This window comes from Paenibacillus sp. Marseille-P2973, assembly GCF_018101095.1.
Lineage (GTDB): Bacteria > Bacillota > Bacilli > Paenibacillales > Paenibacillaceae > Fontibacillus > Fontibacillus vini.
Genome location: NZ_JAGQEH010000006.1, coordinates 103672 through 125643, shown reverse-complemented (window position 1 = coordinate 125643; position 21972 = coordinate 103672). Strand labels below are relative to the sequence as shown.

General features: G+C 46.5%; 24 protein-coding genes. All 24 read left to right on the top strand.

Annotated features, from left to right (window positions below; genetic code table 11):
• The first annotated feature begins 47 nt into the window (after positions 1–47).
• Positions 48–1223, top strand: a complete 1176-nt coding sequence (locus KB559_RS14490; RefSeq protein WP_280520351.1) for a sensor histidine kinase — start codon at positions 48–50, stop codon at positions 1221–1223.
• Complete coding sequence (locus KB559_RS14485; RefSeq protein WP_211022641.1) at positions 1216–1944, top strand: response regulator; 729 nt, start codon at positions 1216–1218, stop codon at positions 1942–1944. The genes KB559_RS14490 and KB559_RS14485 overlap by 8 nt, the downstream gene beginning before the upstream one ends.
• Before the next feature lie 391 nt (positions 1945–2335).
• Positions 2336–2761 (top strand): vWA domain-containing protein, encoded by a 426-nt coding sequence (locus KB559_RS14480; RefSeq protein WP_211022640.1) that lies wholly within the window; start codon positions 2336–2338, stop codon positions 2759–2761.
• A 225-nt stretch (positions 2762–2986) separates the two neighbouring features.
• Positions 2987–5095, top strand: coding sequence for a helicase-related protein (locus tag KB559_RS14475; protein WP_211022639.1), 2109 nt, complete (start codon positions 2987–2989; stop codon positions 5093–5095).
• Entirely contained in the window at positions 5092–6132 is a 1041-nt protein-coding gene (locus KB559_RS14470) for a ComF family protein (protein WP_211022638.1), read from the top strand. The genes KB559_RS14475 and KB559_RS14470 overlap by 4 nt, the downstream gene beginning before the upstream one ends.
• A gap of 93 nt (positions 6133–6225) precedes the next feature.
• Positions 6226–6651, top strand: coding sequence for a TIGR03826 family flagellar region protein (locus tag KB559_RS14465; protein WP_211022761.1), 426 nt, complete (start codon positions 6226–6228; stop codon positions 6649–6651).
• Between the two features lie 128 nt (positions 6652–6779).
• Entirely contained in the window at positions 6780–7064 is a 285-nt protein-coding gene (gene flgM / locus KB559_RS14460) for a flagellar biosynthesis anti-sigma factor FlgM (protein WP_211022637.1), read from the top strand.
• 8 nt (positions 7065–7072) lie between these two features.
• Entirely contained in the window at positions 7073–7573 is a 501-nt protein-coding gene (locus KB559_RS14455) for a flagellar protein FlgN (protein WP_211022636.1), read from the top strand.
• Positions 7574–7591: 18 nt separating this feature from the next.
• Positions 7592–9145 (top strand): flagellar hook-associated protein FlgK, encoded by a 1554-nt coding sequence (gene flgK / locus KB559_RS14450; protein WP_211022635.1) that lies wholly within the window; start codon positions 7592–7594, stop codon positions 9143–9145.
• Between the two features lie 22 nt (positions 9146–9167).
• On the top strand, positions 9168–10073 hold the full coding sequence (gene flgL, locus KB559_RS14445; RefSeq protein ID WP_211022634.1) for a flagellar hook-associated protein FlgL: 906 nt from the start codon (positions 9168–9170) through the stop codon (positions 10071–10073).
• Positions 10074–10142: 69 nt separating this feature from the next.
• Positions 10143–10601 (top strand): flagellar assembly protein FliW, encoded by a 459-nt coding sequence (gene fliW, locus KB559_RS14440; protein WP_211022633.1) that lies wholly within the window; start codon positions 10143–10145, stop codon positions 10599–10601.
• Positions 10601–10837, top strand: a complete 237-nt coding sequence (csrA, locus tag KB559_RS14435) for a carbon storage regulator CsrA (RefSeq protein ID WP_211022632.1) — start codon at positions 10601–10603, stop codon at positions 10835–10837. Before fliW ends, csrA begins: the two co-directional genes overlap by 1 nt.
• Positions 10838–10990: 153 nt before the next feature.
• Positions 10991–11770 carry a flagellin N-terminal helical domain-containing protein gene (locus KB559_RS14430; protein WP_211022631.1) on the top strand — a complete coding sequence of 260 codons (780 nt, stop codon included), beginning with the start codon at positions 10991–10993 and terminating at the stop codon, positions 11768–11770.
• A 163-nt stretch (positions 11771–11933) separates the two neighbouring features.
• Positions 11934–12305 (top strand): flagellar protein FlaG, encoded by a 372-nt coding sequence (locus tag KB559_RS14425; protein WP_211022630.1) that lies wholly within the window; start codon positions 11934–11936, stop codon positions 12303–12305.
• A gap of 14 nt (positions 12306–12319) precedes the next feature.
• Entirely contained in the window at positions 12320–13855 is a 1536-nt protein-coding gene (gene fliD / locus KB559_RS14420) for a flagellar filament capping protein FliD (RefSeq protein WP_211022629.1), read from the top strand.
• Positions 13856–13873: 18 nt separating this feature from the next.
• On the top strand, positions 13874–14254 hold the full coding sequence (fliS, locus tag KB559_RS14415; RefSeq protein WP_211022760.1) for a flagellar export chaperone FliS: 381 nt from the start codon (positions 13874–13876) through the stop codon (positions 14252–14254).
• The gene (locus KB559_RS14410; RefSeq protein ID WP_211022628.1) at positions 14251–14604 is read left to right on the top strand and encodes a hypothetical protein; all 354 of its coding nucleotides are present in this window, start codon (positions 14251–14253) and stop codon (positions 14602–14604) included. Before fliS ends, KB559_RS14410 begins: the two co-directional genes overlap by 4 nt.
• A gap of 143 nt (positions 14605–14747) precedes the next feature.
• Positions 14748–16559: a motility associated factor glycosyltransferase family protein gene (locus KB559_RS14405; protein WP_247681835.1), complete on the top strand. Its 1812-nt coding sequence runs from the start codon at positions 14748–14750 to the stop codon at positions 16557–16559.
• Positions 16556–17560, top strand: a complete 1005-nt coding sequence (locus KB559_RS14400; RefSeq protein ID WP_211022626.1) for a UDP-N-acetylglucosamine 4,6-dehydratase family protein — start codon at positions 16556–16558, stop codon at positions 17558–17560. The genes KB559_RS14405 and KB559_RS14400 overlap by 4 nt, the downstream gene beginning before the upstream one ends.
• A gap of 36 nt (positions 17561–17596) precedes the next feature.
• The gene (locus KB559_RS14395; RefSeq protein WP_247681834.1) at positions 17597–18346 is read left to right on the top strand and encodes a cytidylyltransferase domain-containing protein; all 750 of its coding nucleotides are present in this window, start codon (positions 17597–17599) and stop codon (positions 18344–18346) included.
• The gene (gene pseG / locus KB559_RS14390; RefSeq protein ID WP_211022625.1) at positions 18346–19431 is read left to right on the top strand and encodes a UDP-2,4-diacetamido-2,4,6-trideoxy-beta-L-altropyranose hydrolase; all 1086 of its coding nucleotides are present in this window, start codon (positions 18346–18348) and stop codon (positions 19429–19431) included. Before KB559_RS14395 ends, pseG begins: the two co-directional genes overlap by 1 nt.
• A gap of 26 nt (positions 19432–19457) precedes the next feature.
• A complete protein-coding gene (locus KB559_RS14385; protein WP_211022624.1) occupies positions 19458–19919 on the top strand; it encodes a GNAT family N-acetyltransferase in 462 nt (153 codons plus the stop codon).
• A gap of 21 nt (positions 19920–19940) precedes the next feature.
• On the top strand, positions 19941–20993 hold the full coding sequence (pseI, locus tag KB559_RS14380) for a pseudaminic acid synthase (RefSeq protein WP_211022623.1): 1053 nt from the start codon (positions 19941–19943) through the stop codon (positions 20991–20993).
• Between the two features lie 27 nt (positions 20994–21020).
• A complete protein-coding gene (locus KB559_RS14375) occupies positions 21021–21968 on the top strand; it encodes a dTDP-glucose 4,6-dehydratase (protein ID WP_211022622.1) in 948 nt (315 codons plus the stop codon).
• The last annotated feature ends 4 nt before the right edge of the window (positions 21969–21972 follow it).

Below are 21972 nucleotides of genomic sequence, written 5' to 3'. Positions count from 1 at the left end.
ATGATAAGTTTTGGATAAATGGAAACTTGGAAATGGAGAAGGTTGAAGTGGCAGATTATCAAGCTGATGCAATTGACCGTGTTATAAAGAACGCCGTTGGCGTCATGGAAAACAGCAAGCTGCAAATCCTTGAGATCCTGGATGCTGCGCGCAATGAGCTCAAAACGCTCAACAATGAGCTGCAGCAAGTGGTAAAGGAAACGGCAGAGACCGTGGAAAAGGTCGATCAACTTGAAATTAATTACCGGCGTTCCCGCATCCGGCTGACGGAAGTCAGCCGGGATTTTGTGCGGTACAAGGAAGAGGACATCAAGCAAGCCTACGAGAAGGCTACCCAGCTTCAACTGGATCTTTTGATTTTTCGTGAAAAAGAAATGTATTTGAAAGCCCGCCGCGATGAATTACAGAAAAGGGCGCGCAATGTCGAACAATCGGTTGAACGCGCCGAAACCGTCAGTTCGCAAATGGGCGTCGTTTTGGAGTATTTGTCCGGTGAATTGGGACAGGTCTCCCGGATTCTGGAGTCGGCGAAGAATCGGCAGATGATCGGCCTGAAGATTATTTTGGCGCAGGAAGAAGAACGAAAGCGGATTTCGCGGGAAATTCACGATGGTCCTGCACAATTGCTCGCAAATCTAGTTCTTAGGACGGAAATTGTAGAAAGAATGCTTGCAAAGCAGGAATTTAAGATGGTGCAGGACGAAATAATAGATTTGAAGAGTCAAGTCCGCTCCAGTCTGGAAGAAATGCGGAAAGTCATCTTTAATTTAAGGCCGATGGCTTTGGATGATCTCGGCTTAATTCCGACATTGCGCAAATATGTACATGATTTTGAGGAAAAAACGAAAATCCGGACGACCTTCGAAACAAGAGGCAAGGAACACCGGATGTCTTCTCCAATGGAAGCAGCGGTATTCAGACTGGTTCAGGAGGCTCTCACCAATGCAGCCAAGCATGCCTTCCCAACTTACGTAGGAGTGGACATCACCTATCAGGCTCAAATGGTCAAAATCGTAGTCCAGGATAACGGACTAGGTTTCAAAGTGGACCAATTGGAGAAGAAGACGAAGGAGCATACCCATTTCGGTCTGATCGGGATGAGAGAACGGGTGGAATTGCTAGAAGGAAGAATGGAAATCGAGTCAACAGCGAATTTGGGCACTAAAGTCATTATCCACATTCCGACTAACGCAGAGAAGAGAAAGGAGTACCAGGATGGATAACCTCATTTCTAACAGTAGACAAACTATTAAAGTACTCTTGGCTGACGACCACCAATTGTTTCGCGAGGGATTAAAACGGATCTTGAATATGGAGGAAGACATCGAAGTGGTCGGAGAGTGCGGCGATGGCATCCAAGTACTGGAATGCTGCCAGCAGTTTCATCCGGAGATTGTCCTCATGGACATTAACATGCCGTTATTAAACGGGGTGGATGCAACAGCCGAGCTCCGCGAGGCGCTTCCGGAAGTTAAAGTTATTATTTTATCGATTCATGATGATGAAAGTTACGTCTTTGAGACGCTTCGTAAAGGAGCTACCGGCTATCTGTTGAAGGACATGGAAGCCGAGTCTCTGATTAATGCGATACGCACCGTTGCCGAGGGCAACGCCTTTATTCATCCGAAAGTAACGGGCAAACTGATTCAGCAGCTTCGCCGTATGGAGTATTTAAGCGAGACTGGCGCTATCGCCGAAGACAATGCGATCCGCGAAGCTGGCGTTAAATTTGTGGCAGGAGAAGATAATCCGCTCACCCGCCGTGAAGCCGAAGTGCTCCGTTTGATGGCGGAAGGCCGCAGCAACAAAATGATCGGCGAACATCTTTTTATTAGCGAGAAGACGGTTAAAAACCATGTCAGCAGCATTTTGCAAAAAATGGACGTGGATGACCGGACGCAAGCGGTAATTAATGCGATCAAATTTGGATGGGTTACCCTGTAACCTGATAACCGACATGAAGACCGGCTATCGCACCAACCGCCTATAGGCGGCGATACAGGAATAGCGGGAGACTGCGTCCTGAATCCGTTGCGAGAAGGCCTTTTGCGTGCTAGGCTGCCATTTTTTACTGGATCATGAAATATGAGGACTAAATGTTTATTTCTCAGTTTCAGTAACATATTTAGGCTGCATCCTTTTCCCTCAGAATCATGGATTCATTCCATCTGCAGGGCTGCGTACATATTTCTCCGGCGGGTAGCCGGATGGTTGGGAACCACAGCCCAGGAACCGACTCCTTCATAGCGGCATATATTGTCGTTATAATAGGAGCGTTCAATTAGCGGATCAATCAACCGCTGCTATTGAACGGCCCCCACAAAGGAGGGGTTCCATGGTTTCTTACATGGGTTGGATTGTACTTAGCTATGGATTAGCGGCGGTCCTGGTGCATTTCCTGCACGGAGTACTCCTGAGGGAAAAGCCCAAGGATGGCAAAAGACTGCATTATATTTTAGTAACCCATAATCATGGGAATCAGATGGAATGGTATTTAAGAGCGTTATCATGGTATGCGCGTCTTCGCGGCGAATCCGTTAAAGTGACGGTGCTGGATGAAGCGTCGCAGGATGATACGGTAGCGATCATTCAACGTCTTAGGGACCAGGCTGGAATCGAGCTGACTACGATCGGCCTGATAACGGCAGATGCTGATGAGATCAGCCGGCAGGCGACCGCATGGACGGAAGAGGAAATTCAAGTATATGTGGATCTCCGTGTCCCCCAGGAGGCGGCTAAAATCCCATATGTCCATGTGTAAAATGCGTTTGCAACGACAAATAAATATCAGGAAACAATGTAAAGTGTGAAGCACACTCTTTGATGGCCGAAGGCCCAGGAGTGTGCTTTTTTGTGTTGTGGCGTCTTTCCGTAAATTTTATATATAGTTGCAAATATTACAGCTAGGCCATGATTCATCAGATATTGTTAAAAAAGGGATATATTAAATGCTCGATAGCTTAGAAGGTTATAAAGGAGGGTTAGGATGAAGGCGAGTCTATATGCAGTCAGACTGGAACAAGGGTGGGAGTTGGGAGTGAGTCTGGATTGCAGGGTGGATTTATGGTGGTGGGTCAAAGGAAAAGAGAAGTGTAAGGTAGATAGCCAAAGGGGGGATTTTAAAGGGAGGGTTGCGGGGGAGATGGCTTCGCCTAGGGTTATCGTGCTACTCTCCGGGTCGATGCCGTTAGGCTGGGCGGTTTTACTTAGAGATGGCTTCCGGAGTTCCAGGGAGATGGATCATTGGGAGCCAAGAGATTGGATGAGTTACATAGCGTCTAACTTGAAATTCTTTTTGGAAGGCGAGAGAGATCCGGGAAATTCCTCTCGGCTGGAAACTCCCTGTTTGCTATGGACTAATGAAGAGCAAGGTAGTCCGCAGGCTGACAGGGAGCAAGCGATGGATGCAGCGATGAACTGGGAAGAGCTGCAGCTAGAGGCGGCGCGGATCGCAGACGCGCTGGAGGGCAGGTCGCTGTTGGAGGCGGAGCTGCAGCAGCTTCTTACGGAGCGCCTGCCGGAGCTGAGCCGGGGCTGGCGCTTCGCGGTGCAGCTCGCGCACCTGCAGGGGCGCGTGCAGCTCACGTCGGGCGTCGCGCTCGCTGACGCCCGGCCCGCACGGGGCCGCCGCCTCGGCCGGCGTGCCCGCCGCGAGCTCCGCTGCCGGCGCTGCGGCAGCGGGGTGCATCGCCGCACACCCTGCGGGTCGTGCGGCTGCAGCGGCTGCGCCTACTGCGAGGCCTGCCTCGCGCTGGGGCGCAGCCGATCTTGTGCGCTGCTGCTGCGCGGCAGCAGCGCCATTGCCGTGCCGCCGCCGGCTCCTGCGGGCGTAGGCGGCACGGCGGGGCCCCCCACCGCGTCCCAGCTGGACCGGTGGGGGCTGAGCCCGGCGCAGCGCGAGGCGGCGGGCGCCGCGCTGCAGTTTTTGGCGCAGCCGCTGCCTAAGGCAGCTGCTCCAGAGGCCAGGACCGCGCCGGTTGTACCGCAGCGCGGCTGGGCCCTGCTGCTGCCTCGGCGCACTGCTCTCCGGGGAGCAGCGGCTCCCGCTTCCATACTCGCGTCCAGATCCGCACCGCCCTTGCTCCGACCGCCGCGCTTCCTGCTCTGGGCGGTTACCGGAGCAGGGAAAACCGAGATGATCTTTCCGTTGCTGGGCTATGTGCTGGATCGAGGAGGAAAGGTGCTCGTTGCGACTCCGCGCCGGGATGTCGTTCTGGAGCTGGCCCCGAGGCTGGCTAAAGCCTTTCCGAATGAAAAGATGGCCGTTCTGTACGGCGGAAGTCCGCAGCGATGGGAAGAAGGACGGCTCTTTTTATCGACAACCCATCAACTTTTGCGTTTTAGCCATGCCTTTGACCTTGTTGTTATCGATGAGCTGGATGCTTTTCCATATCATAATGATCCGATGCTTGCTTTTGCCGCTGAGACCTCTTGCAAGGCGGAGGGCCGTTTCATATATCTTTCCGCTACGCCTCCGGCCAACTTGCAACGGGAAGTTCGGGCAGGCCGGTTGCCGCATTCGAAAGTGCCGGCGCGTTTTCACGGTCACCCGCTTCCAGTGCCGCGTCGTATCCAGATGGAATCCGTAGAGGCATGCCTTCGCAGGCAAACATTCCGGAAGGAACTGATTTCCTCTCTAGAAACTTCAATCCATAGAGGAGCGCAAGTCTTTGTATTCGTCTCCCGGATTCGTCATATCGAGCCCGTCGTAACGTTGCTTCGCAAACAGTTTCCGGGGCTGCCGATCGAAGGAACCTCGTCGCAGGATAAGAGCCGAAGTGATCGTGTCTTAGACTTTCGTGCGGCGAACACGAGGCTTCTGGTGACCACGACGATTCTGGAACGGGGAGTAACCGTACCCAAGAGCGATGTATACATATTGGATGCAGACAGCGAGCTGTTTGATGAAGCCTCCTTGGTGCAGATGGCGGGCCGCGCAGGGAGGTCTAAGGAGGATCCTCGGGGAACGGTCGTTTTCGTTTCCAAGGAGTGGACTAAATCTCAAAGGAGTGCAGTACGACAGATTCGGTCGATGAATGTCATCGCCGGAAAAAATGGGTTCCTCAAGGAAAAGAAGGAGGCAGTAAGCGGATGATGAATATTCCTTGTAACTGTGCGGAAATCAAAAGAGCGCCTCGAGAACGAAAGCGGGTTTGGAATCAGGTGAAAACCAGAGATCTTAGATGCGGATATGGAAGCGGACCTGATCATCAGGGAGAACTTGTTAATGAATCAACTACGACGAATTACGCAATGATCGACTGGAGCAACGCCAAGGATGCAGTGCTGTCCCCGTTGCATAATCTGCTTGCTCCGCCAGGTCTTCCTTGTCTCACTTGCGGTAAAACGATCTCCGACAAAGTGACGGGTTACCCGGAAATATGCTCTTCCTGCTATGCTTCTATACCGTGGATCACTTCCATTCGATGTGAAATATGCGGCCGGCCTGTCGGGTGCCCGGATTGCAGTCGGGCAGGCAAGGAAGACAGACATTTCGTGTTGAACCGGAGCGTCGTTTCCTATAATGGCATGATGCGAGAGTGGCTGGCGCAATACAAATTCAGAGGCAATGAAGCCCTTGGCTCCGTTTTGGCACGGATGACGGGCGCGGCCGCGAAACGTTTGGTAAAAGAGTTGGGTGAGAAGACCGGCACCGGCCGTTTCCATTTTGATGCGGTTACTTATGTGCCTGTAAGTACGGACCGAATGATGGAGCGCGGCTTTAATCAGGCAAGAAGTCTGGCGATCGAAGCGGCTAACGTGCTTGGTGCACCGCTTATGGAGCTGATCGTTCGTTCCCGGCATACCGAAAAACAGAGCTTCAAAAGCCGTTGGCAGCGCCTTCGTGATTTGAATGGGGTTTTCCTTCCGGCTCCGGGAGCGGAGGGATTGCTATATGCGGCTTTGAGTCGCAGGACAAGCCGGGGGCGTAGTTTTCCACTCTCTATTTTTGCATCCGGTAAAAATGAACTTGGGAACGTTTACTCTTCTGCCCCTATAAAGCTGCTGCTGATCGATGATGTTTATACAACAGGCAGCACAGTGGATTCCTGCGCCGTTATCCTTCATGAGACATGCGCTTTGCTGGGCCGGCCGGCGGAAATCTACAGCTTGACCTGGGCCCGTTCCTGATAATTCGGGGTATAAAACATTGGACGAATTTCCTCAAATAAGGTAATCTATCAGCAGAATATGTAATTTGAAAGGACGCGGCATCAAATGGAGATGAATCTAGGGAATTGCCCGCGCTGTGGGAAGTTGTTTGCCAAAAATTTCAGAGACATCTGTCCAGCCTGTATGAAAGATATCGAACTGGATTATGAGAAGTGCCTTAAATATTTGCGCGAAGAGAAGACCGCAACGATTCAGGAAGTTTCTGACGCTACGGAGGTTTCAATTCGGCAAATCACCAAGTTTATTAGAGAAGGCCGAATCTCAATAGCCAACAATCCGAATATGATGTATCCGTGCGAGGTGTGCGGTGTTCTTATTCGAGACGGCAACATGTGCGATTCTTGCCGGGCCCGCCTTGCCAAGGATTTAACGGCTGCGGCGAGGGAAGGAACCCAGGATAGAAATAAGACGGGCGAAGACAATCGAGCAGGGGGCGCATACGGGGTAATCGACAAATTTCGAGGACCTGAGCGTTAAAACTACAGATATCTTGGCATAATATTCTTTATAAACCAATGGTTCGCTATTAAATATGATTCACCACACGCCGATAAACTTAGTAAAGAATATCGGCTTTTTTATTTTTGGAAGGAAAGGTGGAGCCCATGAAAATTAATGAGACCGGACGAATCGGAGCCATAAATAATTATCAACGGCAAATCGAATCGGGGCGTAAGGAATCGGATAATAAAGCCCGCCGTAAGGATGAAGTGTCGATCTCGACGGAGGCCATGGAGCTTCTTAAGGCTCAGGCAAGCGCTCAGGAACCGGGTCGGGCCGAACGTATCGAGGAATTGAAATCCCAGGTATCTTCCGGAACCTATCAGGTTGACGCCGGCAAGCTGGCGGATAAGCTTCTTCCATACTTCAAGTCTTTTACTGATAAATAGGGGGCACTATGGCTATACAGCAATTGATTGACTCGTTAAACGAGCTGAATGAAGCCCATCTGAGCATGCTGAAATGGGGAGAGTCGAAGAAAGAAGCCATTATGGCAAACGATATTGAGACCTTGATATCAATTATGAATCAAGAGTCGAAGCTCATGAAGCAGATTTCCGCGCTGGAAGAAAAGCGCTTGGCTGCTTGCCAGGCGTTTTTGCAGGAAAAGGGCATTAAGTCCATGCTCCAACTGAACATCACGGAATTGACCCGGCTTGTCTTTGACCCTGAGGAGAAGGAAGCCCTGAAGAATATGCAATCCGCTCTATCGTGGACGCTTCATGAACTGAAGAGGCTTAACGATCTCAATCAGAAGCTGATTGAACAGTCCCTCGCTTTTGTAAACTATTCTGTTGAATTGCTGGGAGCGCCTCCCGAGCAGGAGGCTACTTATAAACCACCGACCGACAAGCCATCGGGCTTTAAAGGACCGGGGTACTTTGACGCCCGGGCTTAACCCGACAAGGAGGATTTTATGACATCGACTTTCCATTCGCTGGAGACGGCAAAGCGCAGTTTGTTCACGCAATCCATCGCTTTGAATACGACCGGCCACAATATTGCAAACGCCAATACGGACGGGTACTCCCGCCAGACGGTGAAGATGAGCGCGGCTCGTCCTCTGGAAGCGTACGGAATTAACCGTTCCGTGAATCCTGGGCAGCTCGGCACCGGGGTTGAGGTAAACTCCATTGAACGAATCCGGGAACAATTTCTCGACGAGCAGTTCCGTAATGAAAATAAGTCACTGGGTGCGTGGAATATCCAGTATGATACGCTCGATAAGCTCCAAGCTATTATCAACGAGCCCTCCGACACCGGGATTAGCTCGCTGATCAATAAATTTTGGAGCGCTTGGTCGGATCTCAGTAAAGATCCCGAGAACATTACGAACCGGAAGATCGTAAAAGAAACCACGCTCGCTCTGACGGACGCGTTAAACCATACGAGCAAGCAGCTAAGCGATCTGAATGCGGATTTGACGAGAAACGTGGAAGTCAATGCATCCAGTATGAACTCAATGCTGTCTTCGATCGCAGACTTGAACAATCAGATCACCCGGATCGAAAGTCTGGGCGACAACGCGAACGATCTGCGGGATCAACGCGATCTTTTGACCGATCAATTATCTAAACTTGTAAATATTGAAGTTACTAATCTTCCAGAGGGTTATCAGATTTCCATGGGTGGCCAGGTTCTTGTGGCAGGCTCGACTCCGACCCCAATTACCGGAGATCTTTTGCAGAACGCCTATGCCGCCGGCACCCTTAATAATGGCGAAGTATTCGGCATGATTCTTTCCCGTGACAAGTATGTCGCGGATTATCAGTCGCAGCTCGATCAATTTGCGAATTCCTTGGTTAATGGAGATATTCAGGTAACGCTCCCTAAGGGAACGATCTTACCGGAAGGTACCGTGCTAGACGGAGTAACTTATCAGGGTTCCACACGTACGTTAGCCGCAGATTTAACTGTTACGGTGAAAGGCATCAACGGCCTTCATAAACTCGGATATAATGCGAACGACGGAACGCCGGTTGCCGGCGGGGAATTCTTTGCTGCCGCTGGTGGTGGAACTTTAACCGCAGGCAATATTACTTTAAGTCAAGCCATTATCGATGACCCTAGCCTGATTGCCACTTCGTTAAAAACTTCGGGGGCAGGGACTTCAGAGACCGTAATTAAAGGTAATAACGGTTTAGCGCTGCTGATGGCCGAACTGAAAGACGTGAAATTCACTTTCGGCACCGGCACAGGCGCGACATCGACTATAGATGATTACTTTAAAGCCATCGTCGGACAAGTAGGGGTTCAAGCCAATGAGGCTAAACGTCAGGCGGACAATGCCCTGATTTTGACCGACCAAGTGAATTCCAATCGGCTGTCGGTTAGCGGAGTTTCGCTGGACGAGGAAATGTCGAACATGCTCATGTTCCAGCATGCCTACTCCGCCGCTGCCCGTTTCATGACTACATTCGACGAAATGCTGGACAAACTCATCAACGGAACCGGCACGGTAGGTCGTTGATCCTTAGGAGGTTAGAATTCTCATGGCATTACGCGTAACTTCAAATATGATGAGCAACCAGGTTCTGCGCAACTTGAACAAGAACCTGAACAAAATGTCGGACCTGCAAAATCAAGAATCTACCGGCCGCAAATTAAACAAACCGTCGGACGATCCGGTCGGCGTGACTTACGCTTTGCGTTACCGTTCTGAGTTGTCCGCCAATAGCCAGTATCAGCGCAATGTGGACACGGCGTTAGGTTGGCTGGATACTACGGATTCGGTGATGTCCCAGGCTGAGTCCGTCATGAGTCGGTTGAAGGAATTGACAGTAAGAGCGGGTACCGGTACGAACCCTCAGTCCGCGTTGGACAGTATTGAGGTGGAATTGCAGGAATTAAAAGGGCAATTTGCTGACCTCGGTAATACCCAGATTAACGGGAAGTATGTTTTTAATGGTCAGACCTATGATATAAGACCGTACGATCCGAACAATGCTGCATCTTTTGCAGCCGTCGAGACGGATCAGGGGCCAGTGGAGTATGTGGTCGGCCAAGGGATTAAGTTTCAAATAAACACCTCGGGTAATGACTTCTTTGGCGCAAAAAACGGGGATGACAATGTTTTTAATATTATCGATAAGTTATCCACTGCCATGAAAAGCGGGAAATACGACGATGTCACTAAAGAACTTACTAATATCGATTCCAGGCTTACCAAAATGGTTTCTGTTCATGCGGAAACCGGTGCACGAACCAATCGCGTAGAACTCATGCAAAACCGGTTGGAAAGTGAGGACTTCAGCTTGACAAAGCTGCAATCCAAAACTGAGGATGCAGACATAGCAGAGGTTATTATCCAATCTAATATTGCATCCAATGTTTATCAGGCTTCTCTGGCTACAGGCGCCAAGATCATTACACCGACGTTGGTTGACTTTATTCGATAAAAGGGAATGTATTGCGATATATTTAAGCTATGAACTAATCGGGTTCATAGCTTTTTTAACACAAGGAGGATGATCAAAGTGGTACAGGAAGCTACAACTCATTATAATAACTGGCTTGAAGGAGCTTATTATTTCGCAAAAGGGATTCCGGGATTTGAAATGCTTAAGGACTTTCAAATTAAACCTCATAATGAACTCTTTAGTTTTATGGTATCGATAGAAGACCCTGATCGATCATTTATTATTGTAAATCCGTTTGATTTTTATAAAGATTATGAATTTGAATTGTCTGAGGATAATCTCGGAGAATTAGGGATTTCCTCAAGCACTCAGGTAGGAGTAAGATGCATTGTAACTTGGCACACTAATTTTGAGAAAGCCTCTATAAATTTGTTGGCCCCTTTGGTGTTTAACCTGGAGTCTAAGCACGCAAAGCAGCTTGTTTTGCAAAATACCAAGTATACCACGAAGCATTCACTGTGGGATTTGAAAGGGGTTTCTGATAGCCAAGAGGGGGATGATAAATAATGCTGGTTTTATCTCGTAAAAAGGGCGAGTCGATCGTAATTCAGGATAATATCACTATAACTGTACTTTCTGTAGATGGAGACAATGTAAGGATAGGGGTATCCGCCCCTAGAGATATCGACATCTTTAGAAAAGAAGTCTATGAAGTAATCCTTCAAAATAATCAAAACGCTTTGGTAAAACCCGCAGATATGGAAGACATCATGCTGCAGATCGATAAAATGAAAAGATCTTAACGAATTTTCTATTTTTTTTATATTTCGCTATAAATAAAATTTTGGTATCTGACGATATATATTATTGTAGAGGTTTTCCTGGGCGGCCGACCTGCGAAAACTCCAATTTACCACATGGATGTGGGATATTATATTTCAGGGAGGAAATAATCAATGATTATCAATCATAACTTGCAAGCCGTAAATACTCACCGCAACATGGGACTTAACAGTGCAGCAACTAGCAAAAACATGGAAAAGCTGTCCTCCGGTCTTCGTATTAACCGTGCAGCTGACGATGCTGCTGGTCTTTCGATTTCCGAGAAAATGCGCGGTCAAATCCGCGGTTTGGAGCAAGCACAACGTAACGTTCAAGACGGTATCTCCTTCGCACAAACTGCTGAAGGCGCGATGAACGAAGTCAGCTCCATGCTGGGCCGGATGAAAGAACTGAACGTTCAAAAGAATAACGGAACTTATGCTACCGCAGACAAATCCAACATCAACGCTGAATTGAGACAGCTCGGCAAGCAAATCGACAACATTATGTCGAATACGAACTTCAACGGCATCAAAATTAAGGGAGCGGCCGGATCGAACGTTTCTATCCAAGCTGATGATAAGGCCTTTAAGATTGATATCGCTAAGGTCGTGACTACTGGTTTCTCCAACCTGAGTGCTGGGACTTCGCTGGACAACATTAGCGCAGCAATTGAGAAAGTTGCAACACAACGTGCTAACCTCGGTGCTATCCAGAACCGCTTGGAGTACACTTCCAACAACTTGGGAACCACTGTAGAGAACCTGACAGCTTCCGAATCCCGTATTCGTGATACTGATATGGCTAAGGAAATGGTTGCTCTGTCCAAGAACAACATCCTGCTTCAAGCTTCCCAATCGATGTTGGCTCAAGCCAACTCGGCTCCGCAAGGCGTTCTGTCCTTGCTTCGTTAATTCCAGAAGTAATATAGTCTTTATAAGACTCCGCTTATTAAGCGGAGTCTTATTTTTTTATCCAGATGGCATAAAAATTCCGGTTGTAAAACCGATATATAAACTAACAGCAACTGAGAGAAGCATGATGGCCGGAAAAAAGTAGACTAATTGGAGGTTGGCCATGGAATCTATAAATGTTACTCGAAGCGGGGGCGCGCACTCATTACACCAGTCCCAAATTGTGAAGAAAGTTGAAAACACAAACAGTGCTACAGCCGTACAACACGGCTCGCCTTCAGCATCAATAAGTATCTCCGAGATTCATCAGGCCCAAGAGGAAGCAATTAATGAATTGCAAAAAGCAATGGAGGCGATCCAAGGGCCGCAAAAAACATTACAGATATCCGTTCACGATAAAACGCAAGCCATTGTTATCAAGGTGCTGAATAAGGAAACCGGTGATTTGATTCGAGAGGTGCCCTCGGAAAAATTGTTGGATATCGTATCCAATATGATGGAAGTGGCCGGGATCATTATCGATAAAAGAGTATAAACGGGAGGGTTAGCATGGTTACCAGAATAACAGGTTTAGCATCAGGCATGGATATTGATTCGATCGTCAAAAATTTAATGAAGGCCGAAAGGGCGCCGCTGAATAAGCTGAACCAGCAAAAACAGCTGATGGAATGGAAGCGCGAAGGATATCGCGAAACAAGCACGAAGTTGGTATCATTCCTTCAGGACAAGCTCTCTAAGCTGAGCTCGAACGCGGTGTTGAATGCACAGAGTGCAAAGATAACGGGGGATACTTCGGCTGTAACGGCAGTTGCTTCGTCATCAGCCAGCGGAGTACTTGATGTGAAAGTAAATAAGCTCGCGACTACATCCACTGCAGTTTCGGATAGTGCTGCTTGGAAGACTATTGGAGCAGGAAAAACCACAATGGGTGATTTTGGGTTCGCGGATGGTAAAGTAAGAATTGGCATGGATGAGATCGATGTTCAAGCAACAGATACAGTCGAAGTATTCGTTGCAAAGATTAACACAAGTAAGACAGCCGGCGTCACAGCGATATACGATCCAGAGAATGGACTATCCCTGTCCAGTAAATCAACCGGTAAAGCAAACAGTTTCGTGACTGCCAGCACTGCTACGGCCGACTCAACCATGATTATAGCTGATGACATTGTAAATAAATTCAAACTTAAACTAACGGATGGGGAGGACGCAGAGGCTGTCATTAACGGCCTCACCGTAAAAAAATCCTCTAATACCTTCGATGTGAACGGTATTATGCTCACATTGAACTCTGCCACTCCAACGGGTGGAGTTGCTGCACATATCGAGGTTACCAAAAATACCGAGAAAATTGTAGAGGCCGTGCAGAGTTTTGTCGATGCTTATAACGATTTGCTCTCGAGTTTAAATTCCAAGGTCCGGGAAGAAAGATATAGAAAATATTCACCTTTGTCGGATGAGGAAAGGTCCGCAATGAGCGACGACGAAGCGAAATTGTGGACGGATAAAGCGAAAAGCGGCATGTTGAAAAACGATAGTATTCTCCAACAGACTATTACTGACATGAGAACGGCCATTATTCAGGGTGTGGATATCGGTAGAACGGTTAAAGAGAATGGGGTTGATGTTAACAAGCCATTGATGTTGACGGAGCTTGGGATAACGACCGGTGTGTATCAGACGAACGGCAAGTTGGAATTAGATGTGGAAAAATTGAAGCAGGCACTGGATAAGGATCCGAGCATCGTATCCAGCTTCTTTGGTCAAAATTATTCTGCTGCATTTTCTGATAACGAGTACAAGCCCACCGATGGCGTGTTTGCTAAGATGCTTAAAATTTCAAATGCTGCCTTGGAGCAGATGACCCAAACGGCGGGTACTTCTAAGGTTAGCAAAGATCTGACTGCAGCTTTCCAATCCAACAGTACGATGGGGACGGAGCTTACCAACCTTGATCGTAGAATTAGTGAAATGGTTGCCAAGTTGAACCGAATCGAAACAAATTACTTCAAACGATTTACAGCCATGGAAACGGCAATGAATAAATACAATAGTACGGCCTCCAGTCTTTTTGGGATGTCGTAATATTTGGGGGGATGGGAATTGGTTTACTCACCTTATCAGAAATATCAACAGGCACAAGCGCAAACCGCGTCCAAACCCAAGCTCTTAATCATGCTTTACGAGGGTGCAATTCGTTTTACCAAAGCGGGGATCGAAGGAATCGAATCCAGACATTACGATGTGGCAAACAATAACTTGTGCAAAGCACAGGCAATTATACATGAATTGATATCATCGTTAAACTTTGATTACGAGATCTCAGGTGAATTATTGCGGTTATACGAATATTTCTTACACTGTTTAATGCAATCGAATATTCAGAAGAACGCTAGCTTGGCTAAAGAAGTTCTCGGTTATTTGATTGAGATGCGGGAGACTTGGATTGAAGCTAGTCGCATTGCGGGAGTGGGCACATCATGAGAGAAGAGTTGGCGGGATTTGAAGAACTTCTCAATGAATTGCAGCGAGTTACGGATTTGGCCGTATCCCGGTTGGATCAAATGACTGAAGAGGAATTAACCTTCTTGGCCGATCAAAGAGAGTCATTGGTCAAAAGATTAGAAGAATCGGATAGAAGCGAATTGAACGATTCTCATAAGGTTCAAATCAGGTATATTTTGAGTTTTGATGAAGCCATTCAAGCTCGGATGCGTGAGCTAAAGCGGGAAGCTGAAGAATGGCTGCTTAGACAGCGGCAAATCCGTAACCAACAATCTGCGTATCACCAGAGCTACCTGATAGATGGCATGTTTATCGACCATCGTAAATAATAGATCCATGATGACGGAATAATCCAGTTTAAATAAACTGGATTATTTTTCTTATGTTATTTTTATAGTGCGAATGTTCATCTGCTCCTAAAAAGAGCCGATATAGTTAATATAGATAAAAGAATCGGATGGTGAATCAGGACTTGAATATCTTAGAGGCTAATTTGCGAGTGCTTGAGCATAAATTTCCTTCCATTGCCAAGAAGGTGAGTGAAGCAACAAATGTAGTCGACGTTAATGATCATCTTATATATATTGAACAGATCGAAAGGGATCAAGTATGGCTTCAAGCGGTAAAAGGATCCGTAGAAGATATGGAATGCATTTTTGTCTACGGATTTGGACAGGGACTATCCCTTTCCGACTTGCTGGATTTATACTCCAATCGCCTTCTATTTGTGTACGAGCCTAATCTGCATCAGTTTTATCATGCCATCTCAAATTATGATTTACGCCATGTTTTAGCTCATCCTAATTTGTACTATCTGGCCATTGAGGAGGATCAACTAAATAGTTTGTTCTACCTTACATCCGTGCATATGCAGAAAGAGCTGGCTTTTGTGGCTTTACGGTATTATCTAGAGAAGGAGATGGACGTTCTTCGAAAGATAAAGCATGATTTTGAAGAGTTTAACGTCATGTATAATTCGAACCAGAATACTCATCACTTTTTCAGAGAGGATTGGATCCGTAATAGTCTGTACCAGATACCAGGGATGCTATCTTCCGTGCCAATAGAGAAGATAAAGAACATATTTCCGGGGATTACTGCAGTCATCGTTGCTTCTGGCCCTTCCTTGCAGACAGACATGGAATGGGTTTCTCGTTTTGCACCACATGCTTTGATCATTAGTGCGGGATCCAGCATCCAAGCGCTAGTTAATCAGGGGATAAGTCCTCATTTAGCGGTGACGCTCGATGGCGGGCCGATTAATGGCAAGGTGTTTAGCGACCCGAGGACCTTGGAAGCCCCGCTGCTCTATGCATCAACCTCATATTATGAGATAACAGAACGCAAGGATCCTGAACAGACCATTCACGCAGTGATGAGTAATGATCCTATTTCTCAATATTATCTTGAGATCGTAAAGGAACAGACCGCGCTAACGCCGACTCCTACGGTCACCGGAACGGCCATTCAGGCAGCGGTTTGGATGGGGGCAAGGCAAATTATTTTAATGGGACAAGATCTGTCCTTTCCGGAAAATAAGTATTACAGCGATGGGGTTCAGCATATCGATGATGTTACCAATCTTGATATTGTAAATAGGGCTCCCCACCAAATATTAAACGTACACGGTACGTTCAATCGGACAAGTGACAGCTTTTTATATATGAAAGATTCGCTAGAGCAGTTGTTCGAAGCGCTACCAGGCGTGGAATTTATAAATGCAACACGCAATGGAGCTGCATTGAACGGGACGACCTGGATACCGGCGGAAGAGGTGTATGACTTAATCTCAGCAAAGACCGTGCCGAGTGATTTAGTGAAGTCTTTGTTGGAACAGGCTGTCGTCGAAAAAAACTGGGATTACATTCAACGCGTAAAATCGAAGCTGTCGAATACACTGGAAGACTTAGGGTTTTTGAACGCGGAGGTTAAACAAATAAAGAGGCAATTAAATTCGATCCGGGAATGGAGCCGCACCAAACCAGACAAATGCAGACGGTCCATCTATGAGATTGAACAGGCTTGGGGTAAAATCGTTAATCGAGCTTGGTTCCCGGTTATATATGAAATTGTTTTACCACGAGAAATCGCTGATTTTGATCGCCAGCAGCCATTGATGGCTATCGAACAAAACCTGATTCGCAAGTCTACAATGATTTACGAACATCTGGGAACGCTCCTTAACCATATAGAAAGTAAAGTCCCGATGCTAACGGCTTTATTTAAGGAAACTCTCCACAAACTTGACCAATTGCAAACTACAAAAAAGGAAGATACTATATGATAAATCATAATTATACAGGGAAGAAAATACTAATCATAGGCGGAACAGGTACGATTGGTCGCAGTCTGGTCAAGAGATTAATGGAACAAGAACCTAGCGTAATACGGATCTTCAGTCGTGATGAGCACAAGCAATATGAAATGTCTATCGAATTTAAAGAACAACTGCATCGTTTGCGATTTTTAATAGGTGACATTCGGGACCAGCAGCGGCTTGTACGTGCTATGGAAGATATTGATTACGTGTTTCACGTAGCTGCAATGAAGCATGTTCCTTCCTGTGAATACAATCCGTTTGAGGCAGTTCAAACTAATGTAATTGGCACACAAAACGTGATTCATGCAGCGATCCATAACAACGTAAAAAAAGTGATTTTCACTAGTACGGATAAGGCGATTTCTCCTACGAATACCTATGGGGCCTCCAAGTTAATGGCAGAACGATTAATTACCGCTGCTCAGCATCAGACGGGACCAAAAAAAACCAAATTTGCTGCTGTTCGTTTCGGTAATGTAATGGGGTCTCGAGGTTCGGTCATACCTTTGTTTAAACAGCAAATTCAAACACAGCGTAAAATTACTGTAACTTGTAGGGAAATGACTCGCTTCATGATGACATTAAAGCAGGCAACAGATCTTACGATTAAGGCGATGGATGTCGCACAAGGCGGCGAAACCTTCGTGCTTAAGATGCCTGTCGTGAGGCTGATGGACTTGGCGCATGCTGTTATTGAACGAACATCGAAGTCATTAAATATTGATCCGAACCAAATTCGAATCGAAGACATAGGTTTAAGGCCCGGAGAAAAAATGTACGAGGAACTGATGACTGAAGAGGAATCGGCATATGCACTGGAGACGGATGATATGTTCATCGTCCGCAATTCCTATCTCGAGTATCAGCAACAAGAGAATGCTTGGCCGGCAGACATTAAGAGCTATAGTTCTAATGAGGTAGAACCCATAGCAAAAGAAAAATTAAACAGCTTGCTTGATCTGTGAGATTGACAGATGATAAGAACCTTGGTAGGCGAGGGAATGGAGTTGAAGGAAATGAGGGCAATCGCTATTATACAAGCAAGAATGGGTTCGACGAGGCTCCCCGGTAAAGTCATGAAAAAACTTGGCGATAAGACGGTGCTGGAGCACGTGATCCGCAGAGTGAGCAACGTACCGGAATTGGACGGGGTTGTCGTCGCTACTACAACGCTAGAAATGGATGATGTGATTGCTCAGGAGGCTCAAACTTGCGGAGCTAAGGTCTACAGGGGAGAGGAACATGATGTCCTTGGCCGCTTTTATGGGGCGGCAGTTAACGAACAGGCTGATGTTATTGTTCGCATTACATCCGACTGTCCATTGATTGATAGTGGCATTATCTCCAGACTTTTGCAAATTTATCAGAGTCGACAATACGACTATGTAAGCAATACATTGGAGAGATCCTTTCCAAGAGGGCTGGATGCGGAGGTGTTTTCATTCGAAAGTTTGGAAATGGCTTATCAGTTTGCTCATGAGTCATCATTAAGAGAACACGTGACGCCCTATATCTATATGAATAAAGATCGGTTTGCATTATATAGCTATACCCATGAAGCAGATTGTTCTCGATACCGTTGGACTCTAGATACTGATGAGGACTGGCAGTTAATAGAAAAGATGTATAGCTGCTTATACGATCCTGAGGCGATATTTAAATGGCAGGACGCATTGAATTTAATGAATCTGCAACCCGAGCTTGCTAAGATTAATGAACATGTAGAGCAAAAGAAAGTCCAGGTAGACTAATGGTGCGTATCTTTATTAGAGCAGATTCCGCTGAAAGGATGGGAATCGGCCATATTATGCGTTGTTTGGCATTATGTGAGGTATTGGAACATAGAGCAAAAGAGATTGTATTCCTTTGTGCAGAAATTTCCGAGCCGCTATCTTCCTTGATCGTCTTACGGGGATACAAAGTTCTCCGTTTATTTTCTCCTTATGAAATTGGCAGCTTGGAAGATGCCGAATATATAATCCAGCATTTGTTTCAGGAGTTTGGCTCCGCGCCTTTGCAAGAAGATTACCTTATTATTGATCATTACGGAATCGATGCGGTTTGGGAGTCTGTGATGATGCGGTATCTTGCAAGAGTTCTTGTGATAGACGATCTGGCGAACCGACCCCATAACTGCCATCTGTTGCTTGATTCCAATCATTATGATGATATGGAAACTCGTTATAATAAGCTAGTATCGCCTAATACCATACAACTTTTAGGACCGGGATACGCTCTACTAAGACAAGAGTTTGGATGCGAAAGAAACCGGTTAAACATTCGATCCCCGAAAACGCATACCAACATCTTGGTTTGTTTCGGAGGGACGGATCCGACGAACGAAACACTTAAAGTGGTCAAGGCCCTGAGCGGCACGACCCAAAGTAATAAGAAGCCGATGTACCATTTAACCGTAATCTTGGGTGCGTCTAATCCGAATATTGGCATTATATCAGAAGTGTGTAAGGACTTGGATGGCATTCAGGTCTTGGTTCAGCCAAGATCCATGGCTGAGGAAATGAGAAAGGCGGACTTGGCCATCTGTTCGGCCGGAACCATTACTTGGGAACGATATTGTATGGGGCTTCCTGCTCTTCTTATTGCGATTGCAGATAATCAGGTGGCGGTGGCTCAACAAGCGGAATCCATGGGGTTAGACAGATACTTGGGAGAATCTAAGAATGTAATAGATGCTGACATTATGAACGCATTGATTGCTCATATGAATGAAGATCACGACTTCATCAATAGATCAAAGGAAAGGGTAATGAATTTGGTCGACGGTAAAGGGGCGGAGCGCGTGGTTAAAGCGCTTCTTGCTACAGAGAGACCATAAATTTATTGCTAATTAGGCGGCCGACAATGGAGATTAAACTAAGGTATGTGAATGAGCAGGATAAGTGGATAATCTACAATTGGTCAAATGATGTAACAACTAGAAAAATGTCTTTTAACTCGAAAGAGATTTCAAAAGAGCAGCACGATTTATGGTTCGAAAGTCTATTGGCCTCTTCACGTTGCTGGATTGCTGAATTGGCTGAAGGGTCCCTTCCGGTCGGCATGTTCAGAGTAAATGGAGAGGGGATCGTTGGAATCTCCGTATCCGGTGATTACAGGGGTAAGGGAATTGGGACATCAATCTTGGAAGAAGCCATTAAACTATTGGAGAGAGAGAAAGAGATACATCATATCTCAGATTTGGTAGCCTTTATTAAGATAGTCAACGAGCCTTCGATATCCCTATTTAAAAAGGCGGGGTTTGGATGCGAAGGAATTACCGAGTACAGTGGATCTGTATGTTATAAATATGTCTATAAACTATAACTTCTATATTGGAGGTCAATTATGAATTCCCAGGTGTCCATAGACCAGCGTATCATATCTGGAGATACGCCCCCCTTCATCATTGCAGAGATGTCCGGAAATCACAATCAATCCCTGGAGCGGGCCATAAAGATCGTAGAGGCGGCCGCTGAAGCCGGAGCGGATGCTATTAAATTACAAACCTACACGGCTGAAACCATGACGCTGGACTTATCCGAAGACGAATTCTTCATCAATGATAAAAAGAGTCTATGGGAAGGAAAGTCCCTATATCGATTGTATCAAGAAGCATATACACCATGGGAGTGGCATGAGCCGATCTTCAAAAGATGCAAAGAGCTGGGGTTACTGGCATTCAGTTCTCCATTTGATAATACAGCTGTCGATTTTCTGGAGTCCTTAGACGTTCCTGCTTATAAAATAGCATCCTTTGAAAACAGCGATTTACCGTTGATTCGAAGAGCGGCATCTACAGGTAAACCGCTGATCATTTCTACAGGAATGGCCACGCTGGCGGAATTGGATGAGACCGTCGCGGCCGTAAGAGAGACTGGAAATGAACAATTAATTCTTCTAAAGTGCACCAGCACGTACCCTGCGTCTCCGGAAAATACGAATTTAATGACCATTCCGCATCTACAAAAGCTCTTCGGCTGCCAGGTAGGCTTGTCCGATCATACCATGGGTGTCGGAGCGGCAGTAGCCAGCGTAGCTCTAGGAGCAACTGTGATCGAAAAGCACTTCACTTTGTCGAGAGCGGATGGAGGAGTCGATTCTTCTTTTTCGCTCGAGCCTCATGAATTGAAGTCTTTGGTAGAGGAATCCAAAAGAGCTTGGCTAGCTCTAGGACAAGTAAAGTACGGTCCGACAGATTCAGAAAGAGCATCCTTGCAATTTCGACGTTCTTTGTATATTTCCAAGGATATGAAAAAGGGCGAGGTATTGACGGAAGAGAACGTGAGGATTATTAGACCTGGATACGGCCTGTCGCCTAAATACTTCGAATTTGTCATAGGTAAACCGATCACGAAAGATTCGAAGAAAGGTACACCCCTTAGCTGGGATTTGATTTAAACTCAAGTAGGATGGGAGAGTTGCAATATGAATATTTTACTAACTGGCGGGGCTGGATTTATTGGTCGTTGGGTTGCAAAAAGACTTTTGGATGAAGGCTATAACCTGTGGGTGCTGGATGATCTATCTAACGGGAGGGAAGAGAACCTTACTGAGATTATTAATCATCCGGGATTTAAACAGTTCATTAAGGGATCTATCTTAGATGAAAGCTTGCTTTCCTCTTTATTTGACGCTCATAGATTTGAGATTTGCTATCATTTGGGAGCCTCCATAAACGTTCAGGATTCAATTGACGAACCTAGAACCACCTTTAATAACGATACGATTGGTACATTCTACGTTTTAGAGCAGTGCCGCAAATACAACACTAAAGTTGTCTTCATGAGCACTTGTATGGTCTATGATCGTTGCAATGATGAAACGGGCATTGATGAGAACCATCCTACTAAGCCGGCTTCACCTTATGCGGGATCAAAAATAGGCGCAGAAAATATGGTTCTATCCTATTACTACGCTTACGGTCTTCCTACGGTCGTCATTCGCCCGTTCAACACTTACGGCCCCTTCCAAAAAACCGGCGGAGAAGGCGGCGTGGTGGCTATTTTTATCAAAAATGAGTTGGAAGGTAAAACGCTAAACATATATGGCGAAGGTACTCAAACGAGAGACCTTCTCTATGTTGAAGACTGCGCCCGTTTTGTCGTGTCTGCCGGCTTTGATGATCGTGTAAATGGAGAAATCGTGAATGCTGGTCTGGGTCGCGATATATCCGTAAATGATCTGGCGCTCTTAATCGCAGGAGATTCTTCTAAGATTCTACATGTACCCCATATTCATCCTCAAAGCGAAATTCAAAAACTTCTATGTAACTACGGTAAAGCCAAGCATTTGCTGGGATGGGAACCGCAAATTTCGTTGGAAGAGGGCATTCAAAGAACAAGAAAATGGATTGTTGAGGGCGGGCTTGCTTAAGGCT